Consider the following 20,065-nt stretch of genomic DNA (forward strand, 5'->3'; position numbering starts at 1 on the left):
ACGTGAGGACGTGACGGGGGCAGCGCGGCCGACAAGCCGCCGCGCTGCCCGCTCCCGCTGCGCATGGACTGCGCGGCGCCGGAGCATCGCTGCGCTCGGGAGGGACCTCAGGGCAGCGAGGAGATGGAGCCGCAGTTTCAAGGCAGGTGAAATGAAAAAACAGTCATTCGTGCTCGCGCGCTGGTTGCGCGCGTCCGTCTTTTTGCTCGTTGCCTTCGGGTCGCTCGCAGCGGCACAGGCACAGAACAGAATCGAATCAGTCACGGGCTCCGTGCAGGCAGGCAGCGAAGTGCTGCGTGTCGATTTTTCCGAACCGTTGGCAGCAGCGCCCAACGGCTTCGCCATCCAGTCGCCGGCGCGCATCGCGCTCGACTTTCCTGGCATGACCAGCAGCCTGGGCCGGGAAGCCATCGACATCAGCCAGGGCAACCTTCGCTCCGTCAACGTGGTGCAGGCGGGCGAGCGCTCGCGCCTCGTGCTCAACCTGAAGCAGGCGACCGCTTACACGACCGAGCTGCGCGGCAAGTCGCTGCTGGTGGTGCTGCAGCCCGCGGCGGGCCCCGCGCTGGTGGCCTCCACGCCCTTCGAGTTTGCCGAGAACCGCAACCGCGACGTGCTGCCATTGCGCGACGTCGATTTCCGGCTGGGCAGCGAGGGTGCCGGCCGCGTGATCGTGTCGCTGCCCAACGACCAGGTGGGCGTGGATATTCGCCAGCAGGGCAAGGGCCTCGTGGTCGAGTTCACCAAGTCGTCGCTGCCCGAGGGGATGAACCGCCGGCTCGACGTGTCCGATTTCGGCACGCCGGTTCAGTCGGTGAGCATGCAGCAGTCAGGCGACCGCGTGCGCATGGTGATCGACCCGCGCGGCGAATGGGAGCACAGCGCCTACCAGAGCAACAGCCAGTTCGTGGTGGAGGTGCGTCCGCGCAAGGAAAACCCCAACAAGCTCGCGCAAGGCACGGGCTATAGCGGCGAGAAGCTGTCGCTGAACTTCCAGAACATCGAGATCCGCTCGCTGCTGCAGGTGATTGCGGACTTCACCAACTTCAACATCGTCACTTCCGACTCCGTCAGCGGCACGCTCACGCTGCGCCTGAAGGACGTGCCCTGGGACCAGGCGCTCGAGATCATCCTGGAGGCGAAGAACCTCGGCATGCGCAAGAGCGGCAGCGTGCTGCGCATCGCGCCTGAAGACGAGCTCAACGCCAAGGAAAAGATCAAGTACGAGGCGCAGGCCACGCTGCAGGGGCTGGAACAGCTGCGCACGCAGTCCTTCCAGCTCAACTATGCGAAGGCCGCCACGGTGGCGCAGGGCCTTACCGGCACCGGAAGCAGCGGAGGCGGCGGTGGCAGCTCGGGCTCGACCACCCGCATCCTGAGTTCGCGCGGCAGCGTGCTGGCCGAGGTGCGCACCAACCAGCTCTTCGTGACCGACATTCCTTCGCGGCTGTCGCAGGTGGCTGACCTCCTGCAGAAGCTCGACGTGCCGGTACGCCAGGTGCTGATCGAGGCGCGCTTCGTCGAGGCGACCGACACCTTCAGCAAGTCGCTGGGTGTCAAGCTCGGCGGCGGCTCCGTCAATTCGAACTCGTCGGTGGGCGTGACGCCTTCCGTCAGTTCGACCACGACCGGCGGCGTGACCACCACCACCAGCACAAACACCTATTCGAGCACCAGCTTCGTCAACCTGCCGGCTACCAGCACGACTGGCGATGCAGTCGGCACCTTCGCGCTGTCGCTGTTCAACTCGAGCCTGACGAAGATGCTCAACCTCGAAATCTCCGCGCTGGAGGCGGACGGCAAGGGCAAGGTGGTGTCGAGCCCGCGCGTGGTGACGGCCGACCAGACCAAGGCGCTGATCGAGCAGGGCACCGAGCTGCCCTACCAGGTAGCTACATCGAGCGGCGCCACGTCCATTGCGTTCCGCAAGGCCAACCTCAAGCTCGAGGTAACGCCGCAGATAACGCCCGAGGGCAACATCATCCTGGCGCTCGACGTCAACAAGGACACGGTGGGCCAATCGACCACCGCGGGCTACGCCATCAACACCAAGCACATCCAGACCGAAGTGCTGGTGGAGAACGGCGGCACCGTCGTCATCGGCGGGGTCTTCGAGCTGACGGACACCAATTCGGAATCGCGCGTGCCGGTGCTGGGCGAACTGCCGGTGGTCGGCGCTCTGTTTCGCACCCGCAGCCGGGTCAACAACAAGACCGAGATGCTGATCTTCATCAGCCCGAAGATGATTTCGGATCGGAACGCGGCGCGTTGAGGCGGATCGCTACAGGCGCATCAGGGATCGCTTCTGGCTCTCGGCCTTCTTCGCGGCCTGCAGTCTCAGGCCCAACGCTGTCGCCTGGGCTGCAATCTGGTCTCTCAGGGCCCTCACCCGGTCCCTGAGCGCGACGAGATTCGCCGTGATGGTGGCGCGGCGCACGGGGTCGGCGCCGTCGACCAGGCGGCACACGTTTTCTATGCCCGACAAGAGGCCTTCCAGCTGGGTGATGAGGAACAGGCATTCCTTGCGCAGCAAAGTGAGCTTCTTCACCAGCGCCTTGAGGGTCTGCAGGTTCCCCGTCAACGTCACCGCGAGCTGTTGTGTGATCTCTGTCGCATGTGGCTGCCACTGCGTCTGGAATCTGAAGAGCACGTTGGTGAAGATCGGTACGGTCGCCAGATGCATGTCGGACCCCAGTGCCAGCTGGGTCAGGTGGCGCGTCCGTTGGCTCGTTCGGCGCAGCGCGCCCAGTACCGGCACCAGCCCGGGTCCGATGTTGGTCAGGATCAGGTGGAGTATTTCCACGGGCATCGACAGCAGGCCGACCGGCATGGGCTGGTGTGCGATGGGAACTATCGTGATGGTGTTGGAGGCGGACTGAACAGCCACTGAGCCGCCTGGGGGCGGTGGCAGATCGGGAGGCGGGTGAGGAGAGTCGGGCGCCAAGTCCTCCGGCAGAGTGCCTTCGTCAACAAAGGGGCCGCACCTTGGGCGCTGCGTGCAATAGACCGGGGGAGTGTGCGGGTCCCAGCATTTCAGACCGCAGCTGCAGACGTAGGGTGGCATCGCTGTTCTCCTCGAAGTGCGATGGAGGCCGTCGTTCCGCTCGCAATTCTCGAAGAGTGCCGTCCGTCTGCAATCACCCGATCATGTGATCCGCCCCTGGTGCCTGCCGGATGGCCATCCCGCCCGGCGCTGCCTCGGCTTCTTCCTGCTCCACCCAATGCGTCCCTGCACCGTGAGCCCTGTTGCCGGCCTCCACGGCCGCCTGGAACGCGGCACGCACCGACGGCGTGTCGGGCTCCCACAGCCAGTGCCCCTCGACAGGGTGCCCGAACAGGCCCACGCACGGCAACCGCCAGCGCAGGCGGATCCATGGGCGCGAAGCTGCGGGAGTGCACATGCCGGCGAGTCTGCGCGGCGATGTGGGAGACATCTTGAGGGGGCCGCCTTGCTTGCAGTCGGCAATGCTCTTCTTTACTGCCCATCGGTCAGCCGCCGCCACGAGAGGCGGCGTGTGCTGCTCGAGGAGGAGACCGGAATGGTGGTTGTCGTCACGGCACCGGTGGAGTCCTTGGTGGTGGCGACGGTCTTGCCGCTGCTGGTTACCGCGAGCGCAGCCGAACTCGACAAGCCCGAACTCGACAGCAGCACGCCCGTATTGCTGGCGCCCGACACCGCGAGGCCAGTGGCGTAGTTGACGTAGTTGATGTAGCTGGAGCCGCCGGTGCTGCAGGCGCCCGAGGTGCTGGGCGTGTTGGAGACGTAGACCAGCGTGCCGGAAGAAAGCACCGGGTCTTCGTCGACGCGTTCGCCCGACTCGGGCATGTCCACGAACCAGCCGTACATGGTGCTGAAATTGGTGGTGTAGCTCACTGAACTGGCAGCCGTGCGCACCCCGGAGGAATCGGTGAGCGTCAGCTTGACGAAGCAGTTGGTCACCGTTCCCGTGCCGCATGCATTGCTGCGCGGGTTGCTGTAGATGGCGCTGGTGGTGGAGCTGCCGCTCAGCGAGTCCTTGATGGCGTACATGGACTGCACCTGTGTCGTCGTGATATCGGTCACGCCCAGGTAGGAGCCGGTGCCCACGAAGACCACGTGCTGGCTGCTCACCAGCCCTAGTTCCGGCGCGGTGGTGATGGGCTGGCGGGTGCCCGAGCTGTCCGACAGCGTGGCCAGAAGTTGCACCGTGGCGCTGCCGCTGCTGGAGGCCAGGGCGCTGATGTCGAAGCGCCAGAGATTGCCGAACAGGTCGCCGCCGTAAAGCTGGGTGGTCGTGTTGTCGGTGGAGCTGCTGGTCCAGCCGCTGATCTTCGCCAGGCCGCTGGGGCAAGGCGCGACGGAACAGCCGGTCACCGTGCCACCGCTGGAGGTGGTGCCCATGCCGTTGTCGATCTTCTTGATCAGCGCGCCGGTCATGGCGTTTCTCACCCACAGGTGGCCTTCGCCGTCGCCGTCGGAGACGTTGTTGTAGCCGGAGCTGAGGATGACCGCCCAGGTCCCGTCCGACAGCTTGGTGATCACCGGGGCGCCATAGGTGTAGCCCAGGTCCACGTCGTACAGATTGGGCGTGAGCGTGCTGCTCGAGCTGAACTCCCACAGCACCGTCGGAGAGGCCGGGTTCGTCACGTCCAGCGCGTAGTACGCGCGGCCGCCATCGCCCAGGCCGCCCACGATGATGGTGTGCCAGGCACTGTTGTAGTAGACGTCGGCCTGCGTGATCTGGCCGTCCACGAAGTAGACGTGGTTGGACGCATAGTTCTTGTCCGCCAGCTTGTACAGATTGGGCAGCAGAACCGAGGGAATGTACGCCCAGGTCTCGGCGCCCGTGTCGGCGTTGAAGGCATGCAGCATGCCGTCGTTGGAGCCCACATAGACCATGCCCTGGCGCGAGGCGTAGGTGGACTTGAAGGTGGCATAACCCGAGTCGCTGTAGCTGCGCGAGGGGGCCTTGATGTACACCGGCGTGGAGTTGACGACGTCGCCCAGGACGTGGGTGCGCGAACGGTAGTACTTGGTGTTGGTGGAGCCTTCGTTGCTGCGGTCGCCACGCAGGTAGTTCACCAGGTTCACTGCGCCCGCGCCGGTGGTGGTGCCGGCGGTGGAACTGTCCACCTGGGATGCCGTCGCCAGACAGGCGCTGCCTGAACTACACAGCTGGGACAGCGTGCTGATCGACGCGATCTTGAAGTAGCCCTGCATCGTTGTCGTGAGCGCATCCCAGGAAAAACTGAGCTTCGTCGCGGTGCTGGGGTCGTAGGTGAAGATGGTGCGCGAGGCGTAGCCGACGTTGTCCAGCAGTGCCGTGGTGGTGAGGCTGCCCGAAGTGCTCGAGCAGTCGGAGCCCGCGCCCGACTCGGCCCAGTCCGCCGTGGTGGAGGTGACCCCGGTGCTGGAATTGACTGCATAGCGCGCCAATTCGCCAAACCACTTGCCGGAACAATAGGTGGTCGAGAAGGTGTAGCCAGTCGAGGTGGAGGTCAGCACGGCGGCGCTTTGCGTGACCGCTGCGGAGCTGCTGGTCGTGGCGTCCACGGTATTGAGGAAGTTGGTCAGGCTGGTCTTGATGTCGGATGCATTCGAGGCGCTGTAGTAGCCGCCCCGGCCGTTGACGGCGGCATGCCAGAGGTCGTCGATGGCGGTTTGAGTGTTGCTGACCGGCGTGGGCCAGTTGCAGCTGCCGGAACTCTGCCAGTTGCATACCCCCGCAGCCTGCGTCGTGCTGCTGGTAGCGGTGCCGTTGGCGATGTCGTAGTAGTCGCCGCTCGTGGCGTTCGCATAGTCCGCGTCGAACAGCATGTAGCCCGAGGCACCCAGGCCGATGGTGGATGTCACCATGTTCTGGCGCTTGTTGGAATAGCTGTTGCTGGAGACGTCCGTGCCGCTCGTGTTTGTTGCGTTGCTCAGGGAGGATGAGCGCAGATCGGTGACGTAGTAGTACTCCGCCGTGTCGGCCAAGGTGTTGGACACCGCATTGCCATCGAGATAGGGGCGGGACTCACTGCCGTCCTGATCGCCGATGGCGGTCGTGCCGTCGACCTTGTAGGGCGTTGCGGTCTCGTTCCAGTAGCCGTCGGTCGACAGCAGCGTGTAGTTGCGCTGGCAGGCGTACTGCATCGGGTCGGTGGTCGTGACACCATTGATGGAGGAAACCTTGGCGGCGTAGTAGCGGCCGGCATTCGACAGTGCGGTGCGAAGCGGCGTGGTGCCGCTGGCCTGGGCCGCCAGGAGCTTGCCGTACCACAGCGACTTCTGCCCGCCGCTGGTGGTGGTGTTGTCGGCGATGTTCAGGAAATCCGTCGAACTGCTGACCTTGTTGATGGTCATGTAGCCCAGCCGGTAGCTGGAAGTCAGCCCGCTGAAGGCGAGGGTCGTGGCGCTCTTCATCGCTTGCATGCGCGTGTGGTAGTAAGCCCACCAGTTGGCGAAGTTGGTCATCTCCTCCGCATAGGTGCAGGTGGTGCTGTTGGTGGTGCAGTCGGTGCGCGTCGTGGAGCGGGCGCTCGTGCCGGGGTAGGCATAGGACGTTGTGCTGCTGCTGATGGTGGTCTGCACCCAACTGCCTGGCGTGCCTCCGCTGAAGGCGGTGACGGTGGCCGTCATGCTGCCGGATTGCGTGACCACGGGCGAATAGCCATAGGCATCGGCGCCTTTGGGCGAGGTAATGGTCACGGTGCTGCCGCTGCGGCTGGCGCTGTAGCCGGCAATGCCGCAGTTGCCGGTCTTGCTGCTGGTGCAGTTGTTGATGGCAGTGACGATGTTGGTGGCCACCGTGGTGGACGACGTGCTGGCCGAGGTCGTGGCCGAGAGAATCTGCACGCCGTTGACCGTGATGCCGCTGATACTCGTGCTGCCCGATCCGCTGATGACGATCGTTGCGGTGGAGCTTATGCCCGGATACCGCGGGTACTTGTAGGTGGCCGGTGCGGAGGTGCTGTCGACGTAGACGGCCTGGCAGGTGCTCAGTGCGGACGTGGTGCACCAGCGCAGGTAGGCCGGGTAGGCATAGGCGGTGGTGGCCGCGCTCTGCTTGTTGCAGGTGCGCAGGTTGGCCGAGGAGCAGTACTCGCCAGGAATGAAGGTGTAGTACGTGGCGGGGGTGCTTGTTCCCGTGAGGTCGGTCGTGCCCGTGGAGATGATGCCGAAGCCGTCGGTTGGCACCTTGGCCCATGCCGACGTGTTGGCCGAGGTCATGCTGGTGTAGCTGGTGCTGGCGTAGTTGACAGGCGGTGTATAGGTGACCGACGGGTCGTAGTAAATGCCGTTGAAGCGGCTGTTGCGGTAGAGGTACGGATAGCTGCTGGCGCTGTAGTCGTCTGCCCAGTCCGGGAGGTAGGCAGAGCTCATGCTGCCGGAGTTGTCCAGGATGAACATGATGTTGGGCTTGACCAGCGTGGCCGAGGATGTTTCCAGCGGGGCCGTGGCCAGGTCGGTGAGAGCACCGAAGGCGGGTGCTCCGAGGATCAGCGCCAGGGCGCCTACACAGGCGCCCACATGGGCACGCCAGCAGCCGGCGATCGACCTGCGGCCGGGAAGAAACATATTCATAGGGCGACCATGGCTTGCGTGAAAGAGACGGTATTGCGCGGCCCGCTCACCTTGACGGTGATGCGGTAATAGACCTGGGTACTGGACGTTTGGGTGCTGCCAGACTTTTTGCTTCCGCCGGTGTTCACGCTCATGGGTGAACTGCCACAACCGTTGGTGGATGACGCATCGCCTGTGCTGGCGCACATGCGCTGGATCAGGTAGGCAGCGGTATTGCCCGAGCTGTCCTGGCTCAGCTGGATGGCGGTGTAACCCGCACTGACCAATTGGGTCCACAGCTGCGACCAGGACTGCGTGCTGCTGGGGTCGGTGCGCGTGGCGGCGTAGCCATGACTCGCCTGGTTGCAGGCCAGCACGGAGGTTCCTGTCGAACAAGTGCTGGCGGTGCTGGAACTGGTCTGTCCGCTGTTGTTCTCCAGCCAGGTCACCGCCGTCTCCACCGCCTGGTCGGCAGAGGTGGAAGCCGCCTGTTCGAAGGCCAGGTTGCCGGCGATGCTCGCCGAGCTGGAGACGGTGCGCATGAGGCCGATCGCGGCCATGCTCATGATCGCCAGTGCAATCAGGACGATGATCATGACGAAGCCACTCTGCCTGCGCTGCGGGCTCAGCATGCGACGTCTCCGCTCTGGTAGGTGACCTGGTTGCCGTTCCAGATGATGTCGCGCAGCGGCACCGTGGTCTCGATGGTCTTGTAGCGGTAGTGTTTCCAATCCGAGTTGGCGCTGAGGTCGATCGCCAGAGCGGTAGGCGTCACGGTGGTCAGCGTGCTGGTAGTGCTGGTGTTGGCACTGCTGCCGGACCAGGTGGGTGCGGTGGTGGTGACCGTGTCCTTGTCGTATTGCTGGCTGCGCGTGACCACCGCGAGCCGCAGGCCAACCACTCGCAGCCAGCCACAGTAGCTGGACAGGCCCGAGGTATCGCTCGTGCTGCCGGGGGTGGTCTGGTCGTAGCTGTCGACCACGCCGTCCATCTTCGGCGTGCTCAGGTCGCTGGTGTCGCGGCCGTACTGGGCCCGCAGGCTGGCGACGTGGCTGGCCACCGGGACCCAGACGCTGCTGTTGAGCGTGGTGGTGTAGCTGGTGTCGCCGCAGTTGTAGACCGCGTAGTCGCACACAGTGAGGTTGCCGTTGCGGATCGCATAGGCATGGATGACCGGGGCGGCCCCCAGGTTGTAGACGGCGGCCTCCGCAGCCGCCAGGCCCGCGGTGCCGCTGGACACAGTCAGCACATAGCTCGCAATGGCAGTCACCTTGCCGAGAGTCATGGCGCAGGAAGAGGTGCTGTCGCGTGTGGTCGAGGCGGCCATCACCCAGTCGCCCGTGGCGAAGGACGACGGGGTGGTCACGGTGTAGCTGGTGGCGGTGCTGGTGCCCGCGAGGGCGTCCCCCTCGGTGGGGCTGGCCGAGCTGCCGCTGACGACAAGGAGCGTGTCGGTGCCGGTGTCACCCGCGGGTACCAGCGAAGTGCCTGGATTGATAGTGACCGGGGCCAGCGATGACAGCGTAACGCTCTTGCTGTCCGAGGTCGTGGTGTACGTGAGACTGCAGCCCAGCAGCGTATAGGCACTGATGCCCAGGCCGGCCTGGCTCAGTTCACGCGTCAGGATGTGAGTGGCCGTGGCGGCGTTGATTTCAGCGTCGCCGCTGGTACTGGTCAGCCGCTGCTGTGTGCTTGTGGAGTACAGCAACTGCACAACGATCAGCACTGCCAGCATGCCGACCAGCAGGCCGACCATGAGTTCGATGATGCTGAAACCGTGCTGGCTGCGAATGGGGTGTGGGGCGGGCATGAAGGTTCTCACGGCTTCATCTGCGCCATGGCCACGTACTGGTGGGCGCTGCTGTCGCCCGGGCCCTTCCAGTAGATGGTGATGGTGGCCAGACTGCTGCTGACGGCCGAGCTGCCGCCGCCGGCTACCGTGCTGAAAGTGACGGTCGGCGGCAGGCTGCTGATGCCCGGCAGGTTCGATTTGTCGACGGTGGCCTTCCAGCTCGTGTAGCCCGTGCCGGCGGCAGTGCTCCCGTAGTTGGCCTGGAGGGTGGCTGCCGTGCGGTCGCTCATCCACATGCGGCTGATCAGGTCGCTGGCGAGCATGGCGGCGGTTGTACGGAATTCGGCACCAGTAGCAGTGCGCGCTGCGCTGGCGTAGAGGCCGGTGATGCCCAGCAGGCCGATGGCGAAGATGAGCAGCGCAGCCATCACCTCGATGAGGGTGAAGCCGCCCATGGCGGATGAAGGTGTTTGGCGGCGCGGCATGGTCAGCAGGTCATGGGGTCGGTGCTCCCGCTGCGCGCGGGGTCGCAGATGCGGGCATCACCGCCCGGCGAGACGATCACGTTCAGGCACCGCACCGAACCACCAGAGGCGACGCAGGTGCTGCTGGCGCTGGTCAGCTGCACCGTCAGCGTGGCGATCGACGTGGTCGGGTTGCTCGTGGCCGACTGGCGGCCCAGTGCATCGAAGCCCACGGTGCTGCGCGATGCGGTGAGCACCAGATCCGAGCTCTTGCTGGATTCGATCGGGCTCTTGCTGATCAGGTAGGGCGTACTGGTGGCGCTCGGGGCATTGCCGCAGGCGCCGGCCGGTGTCTGGGAGATGCCGGCGTTCACCACCCAGATCGCCACGCTGGTACTCAACGCGCAACTGGCGTCCAGTGAGCTGACGAACTGCAATCGCGTGCCGGTGTTGCGGCGGATGGCTTCCGCCCGGGCCGTCTGCAGATCGGAGCGCAGCGACTCGGCCGTGCTGCGCAGGCGGTTGTTGCGTGTCCAGTCACTGAACCCGGGTGCGGCCAGCAAAGTCAGGATCGCCAGGATCGTGATAGCCACCATCAACTCGATCAAGCTGAATCCCGCCGACGAAGGCTGCCGCGTGCGCATCAGCAGCTCCCGCCCCTGGTTGTGATCCAGCAGCTCGACGAGGTTGCGGTCCATCCCGACACGCCGGTGATGGTGGTAGTCCGCGTGCCGTCCTGGTCGATGGTGTAGACGAAGCCAGCCATGGCAGACGTGCCGGTGGCGGTGATGGTGTAGCTCGTGGACGAACTGGGCGAGCAGGTGAGCGTGAAGTACTTCAGGTTGGTATTCGAGATGCTCACGCCGCATGCACTGGTGGAGCCGGTGGCGTAGTAGCTCTTGGCATCCTGGAACCACTGCTCCATCTTTGCGTTGCTGGCGGAGAGATTGGAGGTCGCCTCCGGAATGCGGCCGCGCCGCACGTAGTCCGTGTAGGAGGGCAGGGCGAGGGACGCCAGGATCGCCACGATCGCCACGGTGACCATCACCTCGATCAAGGTGAAGCCGAGCACTCGCGCACGGAGCTCTTGAGGCTTCTTCTGCAGCCGCGTCATGGTGGTTCTTCTCCTCGTGTAACCGGAAGCAATCAGAAACTTCCTGGACGCCGAGTCGAACATGCAATTTAGGAGAAAGCTGGCTGATGCGTTGGGGTTTGTGTGCGCGTGGGTGCAGTGAATCCGACGTTTCTCCGACTTTGTTGTCGAGCATCGCTGCTGCATCGGATCGACCGATGTTCAGGAGAAGTGATCGATGAAAAAGAAGATGTTGCTGTCCCTCGGGATGGCGTGTCTGGTGGGCTGTTCGGCCGCGGCGTGGGCTGCATCGAAGACCACGGAAAGCAGCAGCGCAAGCACCAGCAGCACTGGCGGCAACTCGGCCGTTGATGCCGCATTGAAGACCTGCGCGGCCAGCGTGGCCAAGGATTCGAATGGCGGCCCCGACGAGACCGCGATGACCGCGTGCATGACCAAGGCGGGCTTCACCAAGCCCGCGCAGGACGGCGGCAGGCCACCACCACCCCCTGGCAGTGCACCCCGGAAATGACGGTACGGCAGCGGTTGCCTCGCAGCAGCCGACGCCGGAAGGCGACTGAGAGCGAGACGTTGCCGCATGTGCACGACGGCCTCGCACCCGAGGGCGGCCCGGAACTGAGGTCGGATGCCATCAGCCTCGAGGCCGCCATCGCGATGACCGGCATCAGCAAGCGCACGCTGTGGCGTCGCGTGTCCGACGGCACCATCGCCAAGCACAAGGAAGACGCGCGGGGACGGGCGATGCTCGCCTTTGCGCAGATCGCCGGTCTGATCAAGCTCGAGCTGTCCGATGAAGACCTGCACATGATCGTGAAGGCCGACAGCGGCGATGCGAACGCGCAAGCCGATGTTGGCGAGATGTTCTTCGTCGCGGGCCGCTTCGATGCGGCCGTCTACTGGCTCGATCTGGCGGCCGCGCAAGGTAATGCCGACGCCATGCAGTGGCTCGGCAACTGCCATGCATCGGGCCTGGGCGTGCCGAAGGACGACAGCCTCGCGATCATGTGGATCGCCAAGGCGGCTTCGCTGGGGCATCCGGTGGCCTGCCAGCAGATTCAGGGCATGAGGGCGGGATGCGGCGAGCCGTAGGCGTCCGGTTGTCTGCGTGGATTGTTTGCCCTGCACTCGTGCTCACAGTACTGGCAGCTTGCGTAGGCTCACGTAGGCCTGGTGATGAGCCGGCCGATTTCGGTGCGGATGTCGCGGTGCGCAGCATGATCGTCGCGCAGCAGAAATGCAATGCGGCGGGAGTGCCGGATCTCTACGAGTGTGCTGAAGCGCCGCCTTCGTCAACAGGTGAGCGACTGGCGGCTCGCGCGGCGCTCGATATGTATCAGCTCTTTCAGCGAGGCTGTCTCGATACCACGGGTGCGGGGCAGTGCGAGGCGCTGGTGGAGGCCGCATACCGCAAGGCCAGCGCGCAACAGATCTCGTCGCCCTGACGCAGACGCAAAAAAAGCCGCCATAAGGCGGCTTGCGTTAAGCGATGCGGCTGAATCAGGTGCCGTTAGGGCAGCCCGCCGGTGCGTACTTCGAGTCAGCTGTAGTTGCGCAGGTCCAGCTGCCCGCGGTGCTTCGAGTCCAGGTGATCGTGTAGGGCGTCGCTTTCAGCGTTGCAGCCGCACTGCCGGCGAATGTGGCTGAAATGGTGCCGCTAGTAGTCAGCGCGACAGTATTGGTGGTCGTGCTAAGTGCCGTGCCAGCAGTCGAAGCCAGGGGGGATGTATAGCTCAAGATGTTGGAGCTGGTAGCGCCGAGGTCGCAAGCGGCCGCATCAGTCTTTCCATTGTTCAGGCAATCTTCATACGCCGTCTTCAGGGCGCCGGTTTCGCCCATGGCGCGAGCCACTTGCGACTTGGCGATGTAGGTCTGGTACTGCGGAATCGCAATAGCAGCCAGAATGCCGATGATCGCCACGACGATCATCAACTCGATGAGGGTGAAACCCTTTTGCACATTGCGTGCGAAGGAACGATGGTTCATTGTGAAACTCCTGCAGTTGAGAAAGTGCGCCCGGAAAAACTCACCGGGACGAGCTTCTTTCTGCAGTCCGCATGCCACCCGTCTTGCGGTGGTTCATGCGTGTTTTGACAGGTGTTTCAGGAGGTAAAGGCGCGGACCTGTTCGTGCCGCTTCGTCATGACGCGCGGCGGCGCGTGCCATGGCATCTGAAGGGTGGTGTCATCGCGCGTGTGCGCGGGCTTTGCTCAGTGCGCCGCAGACGCCAGCCGTTGCGCCTCGAGCGCCAGAGGCACGCGAACCTGCGCAACAAGCCCATGCGAGCCGGACCTCAGCACGACGTCGCCGCCGTGCGCGCGCGCGATGGAGCGGCACACAGCCAGACCGAGGCCGCTGCCTGCAGCACGCGAGGACCGCGCCTGTGCCGTCCGATAGAACGGCTTGAACACCTGCTCGATTTCGTTTGTGGGCAGCCCCGGCCCACGGTCGCCGATCTCGACCACTGCGTCGTGCCCATCGGTGAACAGCCGCACGCGTGCCAGGTGCCCGTACTTGACGGCGTTCTCGATCAGGTTGTCGAGCACGCGGCGCATGCCGATCGGGTCGACCTCCACCTGCGCGCTCTCGACGCGTCGCAACTGCACGTTCTTGCCGACGAACACGGCCTGCTCGACCACGTCCTCGACAAGGCTCGAGAGGTCCATGCGTTCGCGCGCGCTCACCACCGAGGCATCGCGGATGAAGCTGAGCACGGAGCCGATCATCAACTCCATCTCCTGGACGTCTTCGAGCATGCCGGCGCGCACGTCGTCGGGCACGTCCTCGATGCGAAAGCGCAGCCGCGTGAGGGGCGTGCGCAGGTCGTGGCTGATGGCGCCGATCATCACCGTGCGGTCGTCTACGAAGCTGCGCAGCCGCGCCTGCATGCGGTTGAAGGCCTGTGCTGCGCGGCCGATTTCGGCGGGGCCCTCCAGTGCCAGCACCGGCGCCGCAGGGTCGCGGCCCAGTTGGTCGGCTGCGCGCGCGAAGCCGGCAATCGGCCGCACCAGCCGGCGCGAGAACAGCCAGCCCGCAGGGGCGACGATTGCGGCAGCGATCAGGAACCACAGCAGCACGCGGCGCTGCCACGCGTTCGGAAAAGACTCGGGCACCGGCTGCACCACCACCCAGCTGCCTTCGGGCGTGTAGACCGCGGCGATGAAGTCGCCTTCGACGAATGGCGCGGGCGCGAGCCCGAAGAGGCCGCGCGCGGCGGGGCGTTCGTTGTCAGTGGTGGCGATGGGTGTCGTGATCGTCGTGTCGGTGTCTCTGGACGCGTGGGGCGGTTCGACAGGGGCGACGACGCGCGGCGGTGCAGTCGCGGTCACAGGTGGCGTACTGGCCGAAGACGGCCGCGTGGCGGGCTCGGCGCGCGGCGATTGCGCGGTAGGGGGGGCAACGGGTGCCTCGGCCCTGGCAGGGGCCTCGCGGCGTGGTGGGCTTTCGATGACCGGCGGCAAGGCTCGCATGGAGGGCCCTGACTGTATTGAGGGGGCTCCGGGCTGGCCTTGGGCGGGGCCCGATGGTGGCGCTGCGGACGAGAGGCCCGGTGGAGGGGCGGCACCGGGCGCGCCCGGCGCAGTCGTTGAGCCTGGTGCGGTCGCCGAGCCCGGCGCGGCCGTCGTGCTCGGTGTCGCCGACCCGGGCGATGGCGGTGTGCCGGCGGGGCCTGCACCGCTACCGGGGGAAGCCGTTGCCGTGCTGCCCGGAGGGTTTCCGGCCGCGGGCGTGGGCGTGGATGGACCGCCCGACGCGTCCGGCGTAGTGGCCGGCGCATTGCCCGTCGCGGGATTCGTTGTCACGCTGCCGGGTGGTGGTGACGGCGGAGAAGTGCCCATCTGGTTTCCCCTCGGGCCTCCCATTCCCCCGGGGAATCCCATGCCTCCAGGCCCACCGGGTCCTCCCGGTCCGCCGCCGCCTCCGCCGCCCCCCGGCCCACCTCTCGCCTGGACCCGCAGAAAGCCCGCTCCAGCAAAGGTGTTGGCGATGCGGCGCGGCACTGGCTGCGCTGCGTCATGCCCGTCTTCCGTTGCCGCGACAGGGCCCGTGGTGCCCGCGAACGGCAGCGGCGTGAAGAAGTACAGCCGCACCTCGGCCTCGTCGCGCGTCAGCAGTTGCGCCAGGTCGCGCCGCGAGCGTTCGGAGGTCAGCCAGCCTTGCCCCTTGGGTTGGGGCGCGTTCGCCTGCAGCGTGCGCTGCAGCAGGTTCGCGTTGCGGCCTTCGGCGCTTCGGCCAGACAGCACGCGCGCAATGTCGCCCATCTCCCATTGGCGCTGTGGTTGCGGCGGGAGAAGCACGGTCAGCGCCAGTGTCACGACTTGCGCCACCACCAGCCCGCCCAGCAGCAGGCCCATGATTTGCCACGCGAGCGGCGGGCCCGACCAGCGGCGCGCGGTACCTTGGGAGTTCATGGGTTGATGCTGGCACGGACGGGAAGCGATGTCACGCCACCGTGGCTCGATCTTTGCGTTCCCATCTTTTTTCTCCCAGCTGTCAGCGCGAATGCGCGAGGCCAGGGCATGCGCAAACGTTCGAGCGTACGAGTCTGTGAAGCGGATGTTGCAGCCGGATTTCAGCGTATTGCAATTTATTTCACGGCTCGCGGGGCTTCGGACGGAGGCCGCGCCCGGCCTATGATCCGCTACCCGATCCGCCGTAACGTGAACCTGTCTACCCGAATCCTCATCGTCGACGACGACGCCGGCATCCGCAGCCTGGTGGCGTCCTTCCTGGAGAAGCACGGCTTCCATGTCGATGCGGCTGGCCATCCCGCGGAAATGCGCGAGCGGCTCGCGCAGGCCGACTACGCGCTGATCGTGCTCGACGTGATGATGCCCGGCGAAGACGGCCTGAGCGCGCTGCGCGAGCTGCAGCGCATCGGCGGGCCGCCGGTCATCATGCTGTCGGCCGTGGGCACGGACATCGACCGCATCGTGGGCCTGGAGATCGGCGCCGAAGACTACCTGGCCAAGCCCTGCAATCCGCGCGAGCTGCTGGCGCGCATCCGCACCGTGCTGCGGCGCACCGCGCACGCGGCCGCTGTCGGGCTGCCGGCGCAACAACCCGTGCCGCCGCCGCTTTCCGGCGCGGCCGCAGCGCAAGAGGCGCAGCAGCCCACGGTGCTGCACTTCGCGGGCTGGCGCATGGACCTCGAAACCCGGCTGCTGCATGACCCGCAAGACCGCCCGGTGGACCTCTCCGACGGCGAATTCCGCCTGCTGCGCGCGCTGGTGCAGCACCCACGGCGGGTGCTCACGCGCGACCAGCTGGTGCAGTACGCGCTCGGCGCCGAGAGTGATTCGTACGACCGCGCCATCGACGTGCAGATCAGCCGCCTGCGACGCAAGCTGGCCTTTGGCGAGACGCGCGCCGACCTGATCCGCACCGTGCGCAACGAGGGCTACATGTTCGTGCCCGCCGTAACGCGCACGCGCGAAGCCTGAACCGCGATCACCGCAACACGGTGAAATTCGCAGGCAATGCGAAGACCTCAGTCTCGGGGCTTCGCATTCATCACCTCTACCGACTCATGACTTCGTTCGACTGGCTGTGGGACTGGCGCACCCTGATCGCGCTGGCCGTGTGCGACGTCGTGCTGCTGGCGATGTTCCTGGCCTGGGATGCCCGGCGCCTGGCGTTCCTCCTTGCCCGGCGGTGCATCGTCGAGCACGAGCTGCCGCGCGAGAAGAAGCGTCTTCGTGTCGGCGTCAGCCTGGAAGACCGTGGCGTGTTCCCTCGGGAATCGCCGGGGTCGGGGATCTGAGCTCGAGCTTGCGGAAGGCGTCGGCGCAGATTGGCACCGTCAGCGTCTCGACGAACACCAGGTCGAAGGACAGCGTGGCCAGCATCGCATCGGCCTCTTCGCGCGCGGGCACAAACACCACGCACCGTCCCGGCGCGAGGACCTCCAGGACGCTATTCAGGCGGCTCGCGACAGCGGGATCGCTTTCCACCACAAGTGCACCGAAGAAAGGCTGTGGCCGGAACATTCCCGAGGCGCCGCCAGGGAGCTTGGTGTCGAACACGGATGTGCTTTCTTCGGGAGTGGGCCGTCGCGAGCGGGGCGTGCTAGAGCATCGTCTTCGGATGCTCGAGGCGGCCCGGCCCCTGCTTGCGCTTGCAACCGCCGCCGGCCGATGTGATCGGTGCGAGCGTCGATTGGCTGTAGTTGCCCGAAGCGCCGGTGTCACGCGCTGCGCAGCCAGTGTCGCTCGCGGCCACGAAGACACCGAACGCCAGTGCGCCGAAGGCCAGCAGGCCCGCGAGAAGCGACAGCCAGAAGGACTTCTTCAGCCGCGGCGCAGCGACGAGGGCGGGCTGTGTTCTGCGCCAGCGTGCTTGCATGGTGAGTTCCGGGAAGTGGCGATCCGCATGCGCCAACGCCGGCAGGCCGGTGAAGCGCAGCGCGTGCGATGCACCGTGCGGGTTGCGATGCGGGGTGGTGTTCATGAACCGTATCGTGAACTTCAAAGGGGGAGAAAAATTGGATGCGGACCCCTTCGATGGCCATCGGCTGCCGCAGAAATTCAAAAGCCGGCGCGCCGTCGAAGACGGCGGCCGGCCAAGGAAGCAGAGACTGCGAGAAGGCCTAGAAGTCGAGCTTGGCGCTCAGGCTGAAGGTGCGCGGGTCGCCGGGCTTGATGTAGTTGTCGTACTGGTATTCCCAGTACTTCCGGTTCGCCACGTTGTTGATGGCCGCGCGGAAGGTCGTGTTGCGCCCGCCGATGCGCGTCGTGTAGCTCGCGCCGATGTTGGCGATGGTGTAGCCGGGCACGGTCAGCTGGTTCGCCGCGTTCAGCATGGTGTTGCCCGTGTACTTCATGTCGGCCGACAGCTTGAGGCCGGGCACTTGCGCCACCGTGTACGACACCTGCGCGGTCGCCACCAGCTTCGGCGCGCCCGCCACGCGGTTGCCGACGTAGCTGCTGCCGCGCTCGTACGAGCTGTCGAGCAGCATCAGGTTGCCGCCGATCTGCCACTGCGAGCCCAGCCGTGTGGAAGCGCCGAGCTCCAGGCCCTGGTAGATCGACTGGCCGTCCTGCACCAGCACGTTGGAGCTGTTGGCGTATTCGGCGCCGCGCTCGATGCGGAACAGCGCGGCCGTGGCGCTCCAGCGTTCGCGTTCGGTCTTCACGCCCAGTTCGTACTGGCGGCTCTTCAGCGGGTTGAGCAGTGCGCCGTCGTTGGCGTAGAGGTTGCTCACGGTGCTGCCGGGCTCCAGCGATTCGACATAGCTGGTGTACAGCGTGGTGTCGGGCGCGGGTTTGTACATGAGCGCCAGCGTGGGCGTGATCACGCCGCTCTTGCGGTAGGTGGAATTCTGCAGGCCGGTGGTGTCGTAGCCGACCTGTTCGTAGGTGGTGCTGCGCAGGCCGGCCAGCACCGACCACTTTTCGGACAGCTTCATCGTGTCGCTCGCGAATACTGCGCGCTGCGTGATGTCGCTGTTGCGGTAGGGCGTGAGGTTCGTCACGCTGTTGTAGCTGTTGGTGTTCTGCCCGAAGATGCTGCCGGTGCCCACCAGCTGGTAGACGGCGTTGCTGCTGTAGTAGTTGACCTGCTTTTGCCACGACGCGCCCAGCGTCACCTGGTGCTCGAAGTCGCCGGTGCGCAGCTTGCCCGTGGCCATGGCCTGCCACTGGTTGAAGCGATGGCCTTCCTCGCTGTCGGAGCGGTAGTCGTCATAGCTGCCGCTTGCGTCCTGCAGGTAGGAGATGCCTTCGTTGCGGCTGCGTGTGGCACTGCTGTGGCTGTAGCTGGTGCTGAGCGTCCAGTCAGGCGACAGCTGGTATTGCAGGCCGGTCGAATAGAGCCTGAAGTCGGTGGCCAGGTGCTGGCCGGGGCCCACAAGGCTCGCGTTGTTGGCGCTGATCGTGGACGGCAGGCTCGTGCCCGTGTAGCTGCCCAGGTAGATCGATGGCGTCTGGCCTGTGGAGGTGCGCTTCTGGTAGAGCGAGTCGAAGGTCCAGGTGAGCCTGTCGGTGAGCTTCGCGTCGAGCCCGAGCGACACCGAGTCGCGGCGGATGTTGCCGTCGTTGTAGGTCTTGCCCTCCTCGTGCGTGGCATTGAGCCGGTAGCCGAAACGGTCGTCGGTGCCGAAGCGCCCGCCCAGGTCGACGTGCTCGCTCCAGATGCCGGCGGTCTTGTAGCCGACCTCGATGCTGCGCACCGGCGTGTCGGTCGGCTTCTTCGTCACGTAGTTGACGATGCCGCCCGGCGAGCCAAAGCCGTACATGAAGCCCGACGAGCCCTTGAGCAGCTCGATCTGCTCGAAGTGTTCATAGGGCATGGTGATGGCGTAGCTGAGAAAGGGCTGGCCGTTGATGCGGTAGGCGTTCTGCCAGTCCAGCGGCAGGCCGCGCACCGTGATGTAGCTGGCCCAGCTGCTGTAGGCACCGCTGTTGTCGGATACCGATGCGTCGAGCGCGAACACGTCGCCCAGCTTCGACACCTGGCGCTCGGCCATGTCCTCGCTGGTCACGACGGTGGTGGAGAAGGGCGTTTCAAGTTGCGAGCGAGCACCGAGCGCGCCGCTGCTCACCTTGGCGCCGAGGTGCTGCTGCGAATCGTCCTGCGATTCGGCCGTGACCGTGACGGTCGGCAGCGAGGAGGTTTCTTTGTTTTGCGCCTCCTGTGCATGTGCGCGGCCAATCTGGGCGGCCGCCCACAGCACCAGCAGCGTGGCGCGCGCGGGCGGGCCGAATGCGCTGCGCCTGAATGAAGTCGGGGAGGGGACCGTGACGGTGCCGGCGGTGTTCTGGCGTCCAGGATTCAACGTTGACTCACTTCGCAAATAAGAATGCTTCTCATTTTAGAGTTGAATCTCGGAGAAATCTTGGAGGCCACCCGCCGTCGGGTGCTGCTTGCTCCCCTCAGTGCCCGTTGCCAGGCGCCGGCGCCAACCCGCGCTGCTTCAGGAAGTCGTAGAGGCTGACCGCGAGCACCTGCGCAATGGGTATCGGCAGCGTCACGCGCAGCACAGCGGCCCGATGGACAGGGCACCGGTCGGAGCTGTGGTCGACGCGGCTGGCGTCGAAGGTGATGTGCACGCAGCCCGCGTTGACCCAGTATCCCGAGACTTCGTCCGCGAACACCTGCGGGGCGTGCAGGTCGTCGATGTAGGTGGCTTGCGGAGGCTGGGACATGGTGGCTCTGGAGATGCAGGAGCCCCGATGATCGGCACCAATCTGGTA

At 65.6% G+C, this 20,065-nt stretch carries 20 protein-coding genes; 5 read left to right on the forward strand and 15 right to left on the reverse strand.

Annotated elements, in window-relative coordinates:
• The first annotated feature begins 151 nt into the window (after positions 1–151).
• Positions 152–2,272: a type IV pilus secretin family protein gene (gene pilQ, locus NWF24_RS04480; RefSeq protein WP_258353160.1), complete on the forward strand. Its 2,121-nt coding sequence runs from the start codon at positions 152–154 to the stop codon at positions 2,270–2,272.
• Positions 2,273–2,281: 9 nt separating this feature from the next.
• Here pilQ and NWF24_RS04485 read toward each other — a convergent pair whose 3' ends face one another.
• The 9 genes from NWF24_RS04485 to NWF24_RS04530 all read right to left on the reverse strand — a co-directional run bounded on the left by NWF24_RS04485 (position 2,282) and on the right by NWF24_RS04530 (position 11,306).
• Complete coding sequence (locus tag NWF24_RS04485; RefSeq protein ID WP_258353161.1) at positions 2,282–2,830, reverse strand: hypothetical protein; 549 nt, start codon at positions 2,828–2,830, stop codon at positions 2,282–2,284.
• Positions 2,831–3,137: 307 nt separating this feature from the next.
• Positions 3,138–3,401 carry a hypothetical protein gene (locus tag NWF24_RS04490; protein ID WP_258353162.1) on the reverse strand — a complete coding sequence of 88 codons (264 nt, stop codon included), beginning with the start codon at positions 3,399–3,401 and terminating at the stop codon, positions 3,138–3,140.
• Positions 3,402–3,475: 74 nt separating this feature from the next.
• Positions 3,476–7,546 (reverse strand): pilus assembly protein, encoded by a 4,071-nt coding sequence (locus NWF24_RS04495; protein WP_258353163.1) that lies wholly within the window; start codon positions 7,544–7,546, stop codon positions 3,476–3,478.
• Positions 7,543–8,157, reverse strand: a complete 615-nt coding sequence (locus NWF24_RS04500) for a pilus assembly PilX family protein (protein WP_258353164.1) — start codon at positions 8,155–8,157, stop codon at positions 7,543–7,545. Before NWF24_RS04500 ends, NWF24_RS04495 begins: the two co-directional genes overlap by 4 nt.
• Positions 8,151–9,335, reverse strand: a complete 1,185-nt coding sequence (locus NWF24_RS04505) for a PilW family protein (RefSeq protein WP_258353165.1) — start codon at positions 9,333–9,335, stop codon at positions 8,151–8,153. Before NWF24_RS04505 ends, NWF24_RS04500 begins: the two co-directional genes overlap by 7 nt.
• 8 nt (positions 9,336–9,343) lie before the next feature.
• Entirely contained in the window at positions 9,344–9,802 is a 459-nt protein-coding gene (gene pilV / locus NWF24_RS04510; protein WP_093077553.1) for a type IV pilus modification protein PilV, read from the reverse strand.
• A gap of 2 nt (positions 9,803–9,804) precedes the next feature.
• Positions 9,805–10,479, reverse strand: a complete 675-nt coding sequence (locus tag NWF24_RS04515) for a GspH/FimT family pseudopilin (protein WP_258353166.1) — start codon at positions 10,477–10,479, stop codon at positions 9,805–9,807.
• A complete protein-coding gene (locus NWF24_RS04520) occupies positions 10,425–10,895 on the reverse strand; it encodes a type IV pilin protein (protein WP_309148859.1) in 471 nt (156 codons plus the stop codon). The genes NWF24_RS04515 and NWF24_RS04520 overlap by 55 nt, the downstream gene beginning before the upstream one ends.
• A gap of 180 nt (positions 10,896–11,075) precedes the next feature.
• On the reverse strand, positions 11,076–11,306 hold the full coding sequence (locus tag NWF24_RS04530) for a hypothetical protein (RefSeq protein WP_258353167.1): 231 nt from the start codon (positions 11,304–11,306) through the stop codon (positions 11,076–11,078).
• A gap of 147 nt (positions 11,307–11,453) precedes the next feature.
• Here NWF24_RS04530 and NWF24_RS04535 point away from each other — a divergent pair, with 147 nt between their 5' ends.
• A complete protein-coding gene (locus NWF24_RS04535) occupies positions 11,454–11,963 on the forward strand; it encodes a hypothetical protein (protein WP_258355237.1) in 510 nt (169 codons plus the stop codon).
• 125 nt (positions 11,964–12,088) lie between these two features.
• Positions 12,089–12,316, forward strand: a complete 228-nt coding sequence (locus tag NWF24_RS04540) for a hypothetical protein (protein ID WP_143062583.1) — start codon at positions 12,089–12,091, stop codon at positions 12,314–12,316.
• A 55-nt stretch (positions 12,317–12,371) separates the two neighbouring features.
• Here the strand turns inward: NWF24_RS04540 and NWF24_RS04545 are convergent, their stop codons facing one another.
• Both NWF24_RS04545 and NWF24_RS04555 read right to left on the reverse strand, forming a co-directional pair.
• Positions 12,372–12,857 carry a pilin gene (locus NWF24_RS04545; protein ID WP_309148860.1) on the reverse strand — a complete coding sequence of 162 codons (486 nt, stop codon included), beginning with the start codon at positions 12,855–12,857 and terminating at the stop codon, positions 12,372–12,374.
• Between the two features lie 224 nt (positions 12,858–13,081).
• Complete coding sequence (locus NWF24_RS04555) at positions 13,082–15,283, reverse strand: ATP-binding protein (RefSeq protein ID WP_258353168.1); 2,202 nt, start codon at positions 15,281–15,283, stop codon at positions 13,082–13,084.
• Positions 15,284–15,505: 222 nt separating this feature from the next.
• Here NWF24_RS04555 and NWF24_RS04560 point away from each other — a divergent pair, with 222 nt between their 5' ends.
• Together NWF24_RS04560 and NWF24_RS04565 are read left to right on the forward strand one after the other, a co-directional pair.
• Positions 15,506–16,315, forward strand: coding sequence for a response regulator (locus NWF24_RS04560; RefSeq protein WP_258353169.1), 810 nt, complete (start codon positions 15,506–15,508; stop codon positions 16,313–16,315).
• Positions 16,316–16,401: 86 nt separating this feature from the next.
• The gene (locus NWF24_RS04565) at positions 16,402–16,635 is read left to right on the forward strand and encodes a hypothetical protein (RefSeq protein ID WP_258353170.1); all 234 of its coding nucleotides are present in this window, start codon (positions 16,402–16,404) and stop codon (positions 16,633–16,635) included.
• Here the strand turns inward: NWF24_RS04565 and NWF24_RS04570 are convergent.
• From NWF24_RS04570 to NWF24_RS04585, 4 genes are all read right to left on the reverse strand, one after another.
• Complete coding sequence (locus NWF24_RS04570) at positions 16,580–16,897, reverse strand: hypothetical protein (protein WP_258353171.1); 318 nt, start codon at positions 16,895–16,897, stop codon at positions 16,580–16,582. The genes NWF24_RS04565 and NWF24_RS04570 overlap by 56 nt on opposite strands.
• A 43-nt stretch (positions 16,898–16,940) precedes the next feature.
• Complete coding sequence (locus tag NWF24_RS04575; RefSeq protein ID WP_258353172.1) at positions 16,941–17,321, reverse strand: hypothetical protein; 381 nt, start codon at positions 17,319–17,321, stop codon at positions 16,941–16,943.
• 139 nt (positions 17,322–17,460) lie between these two features.
• Entirely contained in the window at positions 17,461–19,551 is a 2,091-nt protein-coding gene (locus tag NWF24_RS04580; RefSeq protein ID WP_375338466.1) for a TonB-dependent siderophore receptor, read from the reverse strand.
• A 193-nt stretch (positions 19,552–19,744) separates the two neighbouring features.
• Complete coding sequence (locus NWF24_RS04585; RefSeq protein WP_093057387.1) at positions 19,745–20,017, reverse strand: hypothetical protein; 273 nt, start codon at positions 20,015–20,017, stop codon at positions 19,745–19,747.
• Positions 20,018–20,065 lie beyond the last annotated feature (48 nt).

Source organism: Variovorax paradoxus (assembly GCF_024734665.1).
GTDB lineage: Bacteria > Pseudomonadota > Gammaproteobacteria > Burkholderiales > Burkholderiaceae_C > Variovorax.